This window comes from Vibrio sp. 947 (assembly GCF_033339115.1).
Taxonomy (GTDB): domain Bacteria; phylum Pseudomonadota; class Gammaproteobacteria; order Enterobacterales; family Vibrionaceae; genus Vibrio; species Vibrio alginolyticus.
The window spans coordinates 429,797-441,801 of the sequence record NZ_JAWOTX010000001.1 but is presented as its reverse complement, the minus strand read 5'-3'; the positions used below and the strand labels follow the sequence as shown (position 1 = coordinate 441,801).

At 48.3% G+C, this 12,005-nt stretch carries 10 protein-coding genes; 1 reads left to right on the top strand and 9 read right to left on the bottom strand.

The window, feature by feature from the left end; translation table 11 throughout:
* Window positions 1–14: 14 nt before the first annotated feature.
* From R7Q39_RS01905 to R7Q39_RS01870, 8 genes are all read right to left on the bottom strand, one after another.
* On the bottom strand, window positions 15–281 hold the full coding sequence (locus R7Q39_RS01905; protein WP_004746427.1) for a DUF2999 family protein: 267 nt from the start codon (window positions 279–281) through the stop codon (window positions 15–17).
* A gap of 66 nt (window positions 282–347) precedes the next feature.
* Window positions 348–1,700, bottom strand: a complete 1,353-nt coding sequence (locus R7Q39_RS01900; protein WP_054822412.1) for an MATE family efflux transporter — start codon at window positions 1,698–1,700, stop codon at window positions 348–350.
* An 86-nt stretch (window positions 1,701–1,786) separates the two neighbouring features.
* A complete protein-coding gene (locus R7Q39_RS01895) occupies window positions 1,787–2,638 on the bottom strand; it encodes a helix-turn-helix domain-containing protein (protein WP_318075705.1) in 852 nt (283 codons plus the stop codon).
* An 82-nt stretch (window positions 2,639–2,720) separates the two neighbouring features.
* Window positions 2,721–3,830: a lipocalin-like domain-containing protein gene (locus R7Q39_RS01890; protein WP_318075704.1), complete on the bottom strand. Its 1,110-nt coding sequence runs from the start codon at window positions 3,828–3,830 to the stop codon at window positions 2,721–2,723.
* A complete protein-coding gene (locus R7Q39_RS01885; protein ID WP_318075703.1) occupies window positions 3,830–6,340 on the bottom strand; it encodes an ABC transporter permease in 2,511 nt (836 codons plus the stop codon). Before R7Q39_RS01885 ends, R7Q39_RS01890 begins: the two co-directional genes overlap by 1 nt.
* Window positions 6,327–7,037, bottom strand: a complete 711-nt coding sequence (locus tag R7Q39_RS01880; RefSeq protein ID WP_158155559.1) for an ABC transporter ATP-binding protein — start codon at window positions 7,035–7,037, stop codon at window positions 6,327–6,329. Before R7Q39_RS01880 ends, R7Q39_RS01885 begins: the two co-directional genes overlap by 14 nt.
* 226 nt (window positions 7,038–7,263) lie before the next feature.
* On the bottom strand, window positions 7,264–7,509 hold the full coding sequence (locus R7Q39_RS01875) for a DUF3297 family protein (RefSeq protein ID WP_005374689.1): 246 nt from the start codon (window positions 7,507–7,509) through the stop codon (window positions 7,264–7,266).
* Window positions 7,510–7,613: 104 nt separating this feature from the next.
* Window positions 7,614–9,605: a U32 family peptidase gene (locus R7Q39_RS01870; protein ID WP_318075702.1), complete on the bottom strand. Its 1,992-nt coding sequence runs from the start codon at window positions 9,603–9,605 to the stop codon at window positions 7,614–7,616.
* 227 nt (window positions 9,606–9,832) lie between these two features.
* On the opposite strand from R7Q39_RS01870, the gene R7Q39_RS01865 reads away from it, so the two are divergent.
* Window positions 9,833–10,279, top strand: coding sequence for a DUF302 domain-containing protein (locus R7Q39_RS01865; RefSeq protein WP_025551121.1), 447 nt, complete (start codon window positions 9,833–9,835; stop codon window positions 10,277–10,279).
* Between the two features lie 95 nt (window positions 10,280–10,374).
* On the opposite strand, the gene ptsG is transcribed toward R7Q39_RS01865, so the two are convergent.
* Window positions 10,375–11,817 (bottom strand): glucose-specific PTS transporter subunit IIBC, encoded by a 1,443-nt coding sequence (ptsG, locus tag R7Q39_RS01860; protein ID WP_017447155.1) that lies wholly within the window; start codon window positions 11,815–11,817, stop codon window positions 10,375–10,377.
* Window positions 11,818–12,005 lie beyond the last annotated feature (188 nt).

Below are 12,005 nucleotides of genomic sequence, written 5' to 3'. Positions count from 1 at the left end.
TAGATGGCTAAGACTTAGTTGCCTTGGTTTTGGCTTTGAAGCTTCTCTTTTGCTTCTTCAACCTTTGAGAAATCCAATCCCAACTCGTCTACGGCTTCTTTAATTAGCGCAGGGTTTTGCATCACTTGCGCCATCAGCATTTGTAGCTTGTCTTGTGGCAAACCTAGTTGGCTGATTGTTGCCATTGCCGCTAGAGGGTTTTGCGTCAGAGTCTGAAAAATCTCGTTGATTTGCTCATCGCTGATGTTGTTCTCTTTTAGCAGCGCAATAATCGGGTTCATCGCATTTCCTTTTAATCACAGAATGAAATAGAACCCGAGTTTATCATTTGGCTGAGCTTGGTTGAACTAGGAACTTCTCGCCAAGGACGTTGTTAGCTCCACTGCGCGTTTTCGGTAGTTGAATAACATGCTCAAACTGATCACCGCGGTGAGCGTTTCTGCAAAGACAATGCTCGCCCAAATGCCGTCTTGCGGGAAGAACTTAGGCAATAGCAATACACCTAGCGCGACAAACACAAACCCTCGGCATAAGGAAATAAGCGTCGCTTGTTTTGGCTTGGCGATGGCTTGGAACAGGTTGGCAATCACCATGTTTAATCCCATCAAAGGGACGCCGAAGAAGTAGAACGTCAGTGCGCTCGCGGCGATTGGGATTAAGTCATTCGCGTTACCTAAGTAAATCGAGGCAATCAGTGGCGCTGACAGCCAGATACCTAAAAGAAAGACTGTGCCGCTGCCCATGGCTGCTTTCATCCCTAGTTTTAGAATCTCGTCAATGCGTTCTGGTCGCCCTGCGCCGTGGTTAAAGCTGATGATTGGCTGACAAGCTTGCGCTATACCGACCATCACAAACAGAGCGAATACACCGACATTGGTGGTTAAGCCATAGGCAATGATGTGGCTTTCACCGAATTGGCTCAGCAATACGTAGTTGAACAGCACGATGGTCATCGCGGATGTGACTTCGATAAAGAATGTCGGAGTACCGATGCTTAAGATTTCTTTAGTCTTGCTTAAGCCGATGCCTTTCAGACTGAATTCTAATGAGCCTTTCTTGCGCAAGAAATGAGTCAGCAAAATCAGTGCGATGACTGCTTGAGCAATGGCCGTACCATAAGCTGCGCCTTTCATCCCCATGTTCATCTCGATGATAAACAGGTAATCAAAAGCAAGGTTGGTAATGGCACCAATCGACATCGCATAGGTGGCCAATTTAGGGTTGGTGTCGTTACGCACAAAGCAAGACAACACCCAAGCCAGTGAGTAAAGAACAAAGAAGGGTAGCAGCACGATCAGGTAATCATGAGCAAGCTGAGCCAAGTTGCCTGAAGCGCCCATCAAGGCAATCAATTCATCCAACCAAATGAGCGCGAGCGTCACCGTGATGGTGGATAACAAAGTGGTGATCAACATGGATTGGCTGAACCACATCTGGCTGGATTCCGTGTTGCCTTTGCCTATTTCTATCGACATTTTGGCGGCGCCACCAATGCCAACCATCATGGCGATGGCAGTAAAAATAGAAAAAGGTGGAATCACCAAGGCAATAGCACCAAGCCCATCGGGCCCGACGCCTAAACCGATAAATAACGCATCACCCATGATGAACAGTGACTTAATCACCATTCCAGTGAGCGCTGGCCATAGATACTGATAAAAGGATTTTGAAATGGGATCAGTTTTTAGATTGATAGCCATGGAATAGAAAAATACCCGAATGTGGTGGATTTATGTTCGGGTATTATCAGTACATTCAAGCATGGCGGAAAGGGATTATCCGCCCATTATATTGCACTATCTAAACATCGGTGACGAAATTCCGCTGGAGTTTCTCCCTTTTGCTTTCGATAGAAGCGGCTGAAATAGGCAGGGTCATCAAAGCCCAATTCAAACGCTATGGTCTTGACGGTTTTGGTCGAAAACACCAGCTCTCGGTTGGCTTCTAATATGATTCGGTCATGAATCAGTTGTGTGACCGTCTTGCCTCTGGCGGCTTTCACTAACTCGTTTAGACGTTTGCTGGTGAGAGCCAAGGAATCGGAGTAAAACTGACATTTCTTTTGTTCGCGATAGTGCAGCTCAATTAATTCGGTCAACTGTACGATGCGAGCGTCTTTCTGCTCCCCTTTTTGAGATGGTGTTTTAGCAAAGCGTAACGCATAGCGTAGAAAGCTGTTGATGAGTGATTCGACAAGGTCCCAATCGCAATCCTGTCCTTCACACTCTTCTTTGATTAGTGTGTAAATCGATTCTAGGTAGGGAAAACCTTCGTCGCTACTATCGAGGTATGGCGGTCGTTCAATCGTAGAAAATACGCTATTCACCAACTGTGTGCTGCGTGGATTGGTTTCAGCAAAGCCGGGACGGAATATCAACATGCGAATGTTTTTACCCATGAACTCGGAATGGTGAACCTGCCCTGGTGAAATGGTAAATAAGCGACCAACGCGGTTTTGGTATTCGACGAAGTCGACGCTCTGTGTTCCGCTGTTATCTAAACACCACACGATTTCCCAGTAATCGTGACGATGCGGTTCGATGTATGGGTCTTCTTGGATGTCCGAAAATTCAAGCGCTCGACACGGCTCACCTAAAATGAGTCGCACTTGTCGGATTGGCGAAATCATATTGCTCATGAGGGCATTCAACAGCTCTTGGGGATGAGGATGTCATCATTATGAATCGAATAATCAAGATTGTGCACGGAAATTTTTGTGCTCAGTAGCCGGTGAGTTCCATATAACCAGTCCCAGAATGAGAGCCATCAATACGCACCGGACCTTCCCAATAAGGTACCGAAAGCGGCATTTTCGCGTTCGGGTTGAGTGCAGAAACGGTTAGCTCGATTTGCTGCTTAGGAATCGACACTTGCCACTCGGTTGGATAATTGCGACCTTGGATTTCTGTTTGCTTGGTTGCCTCTAACTGAATGTCTTTTGGTGGGATAGCGATGCCAGAGCCATCTTGCTGCATCAGCTTTGCGCTGGCGTAACTAGCTTGTCCGGTTTTGGAATCCCGCAACTGGAACACCACCAAGCTGGTTTTGTCACTCAACCTCAGAGCAAACCAGTCCCAGCCTTGTTGTGAGTCGAGTAAGAATTGCGAGCTCCACTCTCGATCTATCCAGCCTTCACCCGACACTTGATGAGTTTCGCCGTCGATGGTGACTTCACCGGAGACATCAATAAACGGTTGGCTGTAGTAATACGAAGCCACCTGACCATCGGCACTTTTGGTGCTGTAACCTTGCTCGCCTTGCTTTTGATAAGGTGCGCTGCTGGTCAGTTTTAGTGAGTAGCCAAACTGCTCTGAATTGGCATTTAGCGTGGCAGGGAAGAGGTCGTTGGTTGAAGAGGTCCACTGCCAATCATCGAGGTAAACACGAAATGGAGAGCTATCGACGCCGGCTAAGGACGCTTGAGCGCGTGACCATTTTTCATCTGCATAGTGTTTGTCGGTTGTCGTGACTGCGCTGTGCGCCATGTAGATTTGCTGAGTTTGCCACTCGGTTTTCTTCACGTCATTTTCGCCCGTTGGCGGCGCAGCAGCAAAGCGAAATTGTGTCCATTGAACGCCAAGTGGGTTGCCTTCTTCATCAATTAAGTTAGCGGTTAAGTACCACCATTCATGACGAAAGTTTGGGTGCGCTTGATGATCGGTAGGAAAGGTGAGTTCAACCCCTTTTTCTACGGGTGTGAATAGGTTGCTTTCGCTTTGCATATCTCCACTGCCCAGAAAAGTTCCCATATTTTGTTGCTGCGCATCTTCACAACCGAATAGGAATAAGCTGCTTATGAGTAGAGTAAGCTTGCTTGCCAATCGAACCATCACAAGACCTCGCTTTGCAAACTGGAGACGACAGGCTTACTGACCAATCGCCACAGCGGAATCAAGGTTGCGATCACTGCCACCAAGATGGTGATTGCCGCAATGCTCAGCGCATCACTCCAATTCCACAGATAATTTAAGCTCCAACCAAAAGCTCGTAAGGTGACGATGTCTGTCAGTACATAACCCACCATCGCACCGAGGGGCAGGGCAATGACCAGCGTAAAACTGACCAAAGCGACGATCTGCCCGACCACCATGGTCATTAATTTACGACGGCTGACGCCAAGTGCATACAGCCTTGCAATGGCGGCTTTGCGCGCGTCGAGCAACATAAAACAAGCACTGAACAAACCAATCACCGCGACCATCAACGTCACGCCGTTGAGTGCGCGTGTAATGGCGAAGGTCTGCGAGAAAATATCCAACGCGATGGATTTGATTTGCGCCTGATCGTAGAGCTGACTTGGATGCAGATTCAATTGCTCGCGCAGTTGCTCGTATACGATTTGTGGGTCTCCTGATACTTTAATGCCAAGGCTTGTTGGCAGGTCGGTAAAGCCACTCTCTTGCCATAATTTGGGTGCCAATAACACTTCACCGTTGGGTGAGCCGTAATCGTGGAATACCGCACCCACAAGCAGGTTCTTATTTGGAACGGCATCAAGCGTGAGCGCGCTACCCAGTGATAAACCCAGTTTGACCGCGGTTGGTTCACTGATAGCGACCAACTCACCTTGGTAAAAGCGTGACCAGAAGTTCTCCAAATGCGATTTGAACACCATGGTTTGTTCTAAGGTGTCTTTGTCTTTGGTACCAAGCAAAATCGGTAAGCCTTGCAGGTTATCGTCGACGTAGTATTGCTTGTAGACGGTCTCAACCTTGTCGAACTGCCCTAACGCGCGCTCCACATCTGCGATTTCCCCTTGGGCAGGGCTGACGTAAATATCGGCGTGCAACCTTTGTTCTAACCACTGTTTTAGGGTGGATTCAAAGCTGCCCACCAAGGTGTTCATCCCCATATTGGCCGTAACGGCGAGTAACAGCGCCATCATGGCGAGAGAAAGCGGAGAAATCAGCTCACGCAGCTCAGCAAACAGATACTGCATCAAACCGGAAGTGGTGCGCTTCTCACACCAATTGGCTAACACGCTGAGTGTTTTGGGTAGATACAAAGGTATCGACACCACAAGTACGCCGAGCCACGCCATGGTAAAGCGATGATGCTCACTCAGCCATAACCCTGCAAGTGCGAAAGCCGTCAACGCAGCACCTATCACGAACAATTGGTTTTCGTTAGAGGCTTCCGGTGCTTGATAAAATCCGCCATGAGAGGAGAGCGGTTGGCGCACTCGTTGTTTAAAGTGCTGCCAACATGCCAATAGGGTGGCGGCTAACGTGAGCAGCAGGGCTTGCGCCCACCATTGCCACTGCCAAGTGCCGGGCAGCAGTGTCGCGCCATAAAGTTGTTCTAAAGTCAGTGCCACGGTCGGATGCAACCAATGGCTAAGCTGCATGCCCAATACAAAACCGAGGGAAGCGCCGATGGTAACGAGAAGAGTGAGTTCAACTAACAGCGCAGAGAACACAATGCTCGGCGCAACACCCGCCTGTTGAATCTGCACCAACAGCCGATTGCGTTTCAGCAAGCTGTATTTTACGCCGTTGTAGGCAATGAACAGCCCGACTAAAAAGGCGAGTAAGCTCATTGCGGTGAGATTGAGATGAAAGCTGTCGGTCAGTGAGCCAAGGTCTGTGCTTTGATTGTTGGAAATCCATTGCCCTTGATCGCCAATCAGCTTCTGCCAATTTGCTTGCGTGCCTTTATTCCCTTTATCACCCGAATGGAAAACTGCAATGTAACTGAGCTGACCTTGTTTATTGAGCAGTTGCTGGGCAAAGCCAATGTCCATCAACATCCGGCTACCTAACTGCCATTCGTCTGGTAGCACCACCACTTGGGTTGGAATGTCATCCAGAGTTAGGGTTTCTACTTCCCCTAAGTTTTGATGTTGAGATTGGCTCATCATCACGATTGGCTTGCCGGCTAAAAGCTCAGGCAAAGGCAAAGCACTGTCGAACAAAGAGACGTTCGGTTGGTTTTCTGAAGAATAGCGCGAACGTGATGAGATGGCGGCAATCAACTCGCTACCTTGCACTGACCAGCGACGCCCTTGTTCATCTCTCACTCGCCCTTCGATTACCGATAGTGCTGCACTGAGTCCGTTTTGTCTAAGGGCGAAGTAGAGCGATTCAGGCAGATAGTTTTGCCCTGCTGGTGGAATAATTAAGTTCTGAGCTTGTGCGCTGAGCTGCTCGGTAGACTCAGCATAACTGCGCTTGGCATTGAGGTTGATGGCTTGCACCGCAACAAACAAGGTCACGGCCAGCACGATACCGATCAGAATTGCGGCGGCTTGCAGTGGCGCCTGCCGATAGTGCGCTTCAAACAGATTCAGGGCGAGTCGAGTATGAGTGAATCTGTTGTTTGATGGCTTAGTTTGCTTCATGGTGAAGCTCATGTTTGTTTACTTGATGGCTGTTCTGTAGCTGACTGTTATCCAATCGCAGCCGTGCTTTCATAAATTCAGCGCATTCATGGCTGTGGGTCACCAAGAGCACGGCGGTATTGCCTTGGGTGGTGATTTCACTCAGCAGTTTCATCACTTCTAACCCTGCTTTTTGGTCAAGGTTACCTGTGGGTTCATCAGCAAGTAGCAGTTTAGGTTTGTGTGCTAAGGCGCGCGCAATAGCGACTCGTTGTTGTTGACCACCGGAAAGGGTAGAAACATGCCTGTCGAGAAGTTGGCTGATACCTAGAGTCTCGACCAAATAATCGCACCAGTCGTTCCATTTCTGTTGATTCAAATGCAGAGGGAAGGCGATGTTTTGCTGCACGTTGAGCGGCGTTAATAGATTGAATTGCTGGAAGATAACACCGAGTTTTTGATGTCGAAATCGGCTCCATTGTGGGTCTTTCCAAGCCGCCGTGTTATCGCCATCTAACCACAACTCACCATCGGAAAGCGGCTCAAAGCCAGCGATGACATTGAGCAAAGTACTTTTGCCGCTGCCACTTTCGCCCGTCAGCGCAACACTCGCTCCTGTGTTCAACGTGAAGTCGACGCCTTCCAACACGCGATGTGTCTCTTTACCATCAACAAAGCTTTTGCTGGCGTGTTTGAGTGTGACAAGTGGGCTTTCCATTTCCTCTCCCTGTATTCAAAAGGTGTCGTTTCTTTTGGCAATCGCTATTGCAGTTAGTTCTCTAGAAACTTTAGACAACAATCAGATAAAAACAGCGATTTACATCGATTTCTTAATAACTTGTACTGAAAAGAAGAGGGAAGAGATTAAATGAGGAAGGGATATGACAGGCATTAAAAAAGCCCGAGTCAGACTCGAGCTTTCAAATACATTCAGCGTAGTCAGCTTACACGTAGTAAGCTTCAACTTCGCCTTTAAGCTTGATTAGCATTGGGTTACCGAAACGGTCTTTTGCTTTAGGAGAAGCAATTTTTACCCAACCTTCGCTGATGCAGTATTCTTCTACGTCAGTACGCTCTTGGCCGTTGATACGAATACCGATTTGGTGCTCGAAGCATTCTTTGATGAAGAATGGGCTACGTGGGTTACCCGCTAGGCGATCTGGTAGAGCTGGTTTAGCTGTATCTGTCATGTTTGTGACCTAAATTCCGTAAAAAGTGCGCTATTGTAGTCAGTGCACTGTGTGTGTTCAAGATATGTTGAGAGTCGATGCGTTGTTTAACTTTCAAGTACCGCCTACAACCCCTTCAAATACTGCGCGTTGGCTGTTGGTTGAATCATGTCATTCAGCGTTTGGACGGCTTGTTCACTGTGATCTTCAAGTAGAGCTAAGAACGCGTCAATCAACTCAGGTTTGCTTGCTGAGACTTTCGTTTCGGTCTGGATATCACGCAGATCGATCAACACATCAGTACACAATTGCGGCAGATCGTACAGCACTTGCAGGTTTAAGACGTTGTACTCGCTGTAGATTGAATTGTGACTGCCTTTTTGTTTTTGCACCACATACGGATTGTCTTTTAAGTTGATGATAGACGTACGTTTATCACAGCGTTTCAAACAACCTTTGTTGACCTTAATCTTGCGGCACCCTTCGGTTTGTTGGAACAAACATTGGCGGCTCGTGAGTAGGGTATTTGGATGATAAATGCTGTAGAAGCAGCGCATGTTTTTCGGGCGCTTTATGTGACGCATCTGCTTCATATTCAGCTCGTTAGAAACAAACGCGCCACTTGCCGCGAACTCGTCTTGAAGGCATTTAAACGCGTATGAGTTCACCGTGTTCATTTGTGGGCCTGCCACCCAGCCTAAGCCGAGCTCTTTTGCGAGCATGCCGACGCCTGAGTTGTTGGTGATCAACAATTCAGGTTGGATGGTTTCCAAAAATACACGAGCGGCGTGGTAGTCTTCGCCAATCAAAATGGCAGGGAACCAAGGTTTGAGCATTGGGTTGGCTTGGAACAATTCAATCATCGCGCTCAGTTCACCAGACAATCCCATTGGCAATTGATAGTAAACATCAATGTCGTGGTATTCGCACAGCATGGCTTCTTGTGCTGACGAGATCAGAACCGATAGTTTTGGCGCACCTTGGCGAGGTTCTGGTTGAGGTAACGTTGGCAGAGTTGGTACATCAATCGACCCTTTCAAGCTGCTGCCGGATACTTGTGTTGAAGTGACATCGAACGACTTAGTTTGCTCTGCCACTTTCTCAATGATCGCGGTTTTGTCATCGTAGAGTTTCTTTTTCACCGCTTGTACATCATCAGCAGACTGGCATTGGTAAACCTTCGAAAAATGCTTTACAGCATGGTCGCGCGGGTTGTCGATGTACATCGCCTTGCCGAAATCACCTTGCAAAAATGCGTTGGAGAAATCACGGTTGAACACCGTGTATAACTCTGTGGTGTCTTCAGAGAGTTCCAAACCCTCGCACAAGCGATCGATTTGCTGGCGCCAATTGTCGACCACGGTATAGACGTAGTGCGATTTCTTGATTCGCCCTTCCACTTTTAATGAATACACGCCAGCATCGGCAAGCGCTTCCAAGTCCCCAAAGGCGGAGTTGTCTTTCATATTGAGTGGGTAGTTGTTGCCTGTTTTGGTCGTTTCGTACTGTTCGCGACAAGGTTGGCTACAGCGTCCACGGTTACCTGATGCGCCATTGCGAGCGGAACTGATGTAGCAAATTCCGGAGAATCCGATGCAGTATGAGCCGTGGACAAACACTTCCATCATTACGTTGTTCTCGCGACCAAATTGCGCCAGATGTTTTATCTCACTGATGTTAAGTTCGCGAGATAAGTTTACTCGGCTTGCGGTGAGCTGGTTGAGAAAGAGGATTTGGCCTTCGTTATGCGTGTTCAGTTGCGTTGAAGCGTGCACATCCAAATCGGGAAAGTGATGTTTGAGAATGTAGGCCAGACCGAGATCTTGTACGATCACGCCATCGATTTTGGTGGTGTTCAGTTGGCTGAGCAAGCGAACAATCGCTGGAATTTCACTTTCTAAAATCAGCACATTCAACGTTAGGAAAATCTTACAGCTGTGCTGATGGGCCAACGTTAACACGCCATTTAAGTTATCTAAGGTGAGGTTGGTCGCTCGGTTACGAGCATTGAAGCGGTCGAGCCCACAGTAAATTGCATCGGCGCCAGCGGCAATGGCGGCTTTGATGGAATCTAAATCACCACCGGGTGCTAATAACTCAAATTGATCGCGTGTCACTACTTTTCTCTTTCTTACTAAAATAGGCTGCAAATGTTACGTATTTCACGCTTTTGATGCTCGGCTAGTTAATGCTTTATTAATCTGAATCAATTTATCCGTGTTACACGGTCGACTCTTGAGTGGGTAGAGTGCAATTCGCGATAGCGGAATCTGACTTCTATAGTTTTCCTACACTTGGTTTTTCTATATCTAGTTTTCGACTCAGAGAGAGGAAGGGACGACAAATGAAAAAAGTAATCATTGGGTTGGTCGTGGCGTTGACGTCATTGAGTGCATTGGCTGGGGAGGGTGTGGTAACCGTTGCGAGCACGCATTCAGCAAAAAATACGGCGGATAAATTTGTCGCTATCGCGCAAGAAAAAGGGTTGAACGTCTTTGCGCGCATTAACCATCAAGAGAATGCCACGAAAGTCGATATGACGTTGCGACCAACCGAAGTTATCGTGTTTGGAAACCCTAAAGTAGGCACGCCACTGATGATCTGTGCGCAGGAAGTGGCGCTCGATTTACCCCAAAAAGTGTTGGTGTATGAAGATGATGAAGGCAAAACGTGGTTAGCTTATAACGATCCTATGTATTTAAAGCAGCGCCATCATATTGAAGGCTGTGACGAGGCATTGAACAAAATCAGCGGCGTGCTGGGCAATTTAACCAACGCGGCGGCGAAGTAGGGCTGGTTATTGGCTTCGCTTTTTTTACTCCGAAAACGAAAAAGCCAACCTCACAAGGAGGTTGGCAAATCTTACCTAGATTGGGGGAGGTAAGATCAGGAGGTGGCGAGTACGCTGTGCACTTCTGACTTAATTGAGTCAGACTGCGTACCAAAAATCGCTTGTAAACTGTCGCCAATCACTAAAACATCTCGCGCGCCGAGTGCTTTTAGCTTAGCAACATCAACGTTGGCAATGTCTTTCACCGAGACACGCAGACGGGTGATACACGCATCGACTGACTTGATATTGGCTTTGCCGCCCAATGCAGCGACTACATCCACCGCAATTTCATCAGGTTGTCCGGCAATCTTCACTTCTGCAATGTCGGTTTCACGGCCCGGCGTTTTCAGATCCAACTTCACAATTAGGAAGCGGAACAAGCCGTAGTACAGCGTCGCCCAGATTGGACCGATGATGATGAACATCCACGCGTTGCTCGACATTGGGTAGTAAAGGAAGAACTGGATCGCGCCGTGCGCAAAGTCAGTACTGTGTTTGATTTCCAAAAATGCGGTGATCGCAAACGCAATACCAGTTAGGAAAATATGGATTACGTACAGCACTGGCGCGACGAATAGGAAGGTAAATTCGATTGGCTCTGTGATACCAGTTAACCAAGAGGTCAACGCCGCAGACATCATCAAACCGCCGACGATTTTCTTACGCTCAGGAGACGCGCAGTGGTAAATCGCCAGTGCCGCTGCTGGTAGCGCCCACATGGAGTACATAAAGCCACCAGACAGATAACCTGCGGTTTTATCGCCCGCGAAGAAGCGAGTGAGCTCACCAGTAAACTCTTTGCCGGTTTCTGGGTCTACATAGCTGCCGACTTCAAAGAAGAACGGCGCATTCCAGATGTGGTGCAAACCAACCGGGAGTAAAGAACGTTCGCCCGCGCCGTAAACCGCCCACGCGAGTACAGGGTTTTGGTACGCTGCCCAATGAGAGAATGCATCAAGAAGTTGTCCGACAGGTGGCCATGCAAACGCGAGAATCGCACCAACGACGATCGCCGATAAACCGGTGACAATGGGCACAAATCGCTTACCCGCGAAAAAGCCCAAGTACTCTGGCAGTTTGATGTTGTAGAAGCGGTTGTACATGATTGCCGCGACCGCACCAATAAAGATGCCGCCAAACACCCCAGTTTGCAGCGTCTCAACGCCCATGATGGTGGCGTCAGTTTCTAGGCCGCGTAGGCCAGTCACGATACCGAGCGATGCGTTCATAATAATTAGGCCAACTAAGCCTGCGAGCGCAGCGGCACCGTCATTGCCTTTTGATAACCCGAGCGCTACACCGACCGCAAACATCAACTGCATGTTGCCGAACACGCCCTCACCGGCGGCGAGCATCACTTTGTTGACCGCGTCTGGAATAAACGCAAACCCCGCGTTACCAATACCCAGCATCAAGCCAGCCACCGGTAACACCGCCACAGGCAGCATCAACGACCGCCCTATTTTTTGTAGTTGTCCAAATATACTTGCAAACATGGTTTCCTCCTGACGAATGTCAGTGTTGTAGGACCTGATTCCTTCAGGTCATGCTGTTTCACGTAAGGTCAGGATGATCATAGCGAGCAAGGCGGCGCCTAAGGTTACAAAAGGCAATCAGTTTGTAAGTGGCCGCTTACAAATCTCTTACACCGAGAAGTGAAAATTGTAATCGGCTCGATTGTGCA

Bases quoted from the DNA above. Each gene is read 5' to 3' on its own strand.
- R7Q39_RS01875 (WP_005374689.1), bottom strand. From the start codon at position 7,509: ATGACAGATACAGCTAAACCAGCTCTACCAGATCGCCTAGCGGGTAAC.
- R7Q39_RS01905 (WP_004746427.1), bottom strand. From the start codon at position 281: ATGAACCCGATTATTGCGCTGCTAAAAGAGAACAACATCAGCGATGAG.
- R7Q39_RS01880 (WP_158155559.1), bottom strand. From the start codon at position 7,037: ATGGAAAGCCCACTTGTCACACTCAAACACGCCAGCAAAAGCTTTGTT.
- ptsG (WP_017447155.1), bottom strand. From the start codon at position 11,817: ATGTTTGCAAGTATATTTGGACAACTACAAAAAATAGGGCGGTCGTTG.
- R7Q39_RS01900 (WP_054822412.1), bottom strand. From the start codon at position 1,700: ATGGCTATCAATCTAAAAACTGATCCCATTTCAAAATCCTTTTATCAG.
- R7Q39_RS01895 (WP_318075705.1), bottom strand. From the start codon at position 2,638: ATGAGCAATATGATTTCGCCAATCCGACAAGTGCGACTCATTTTAGGT.
- R7Q39_RS01865 (WP_025551121.1), top strand. From the start codon at position 9,833: ATGAAAAAAGTAATCATTGGGTTGGTCGTGGCGTTGACGTCATTGAGT.
- R7Q39_RS01885 (WP_318075703.1), bottom strand. From the start codon at position 6,340: ATGAAGCAAACTAAGCCATCAAACAACAGATTCACTCATACTCGACTC.
- R7Q39_RS01890 (WP_318075704.1), bottom strand. From the start codon at position 3,830: ATGGTTCGATTGGCAAGCAAGCTTACTCTACTCATAAGCAGCTTATTC.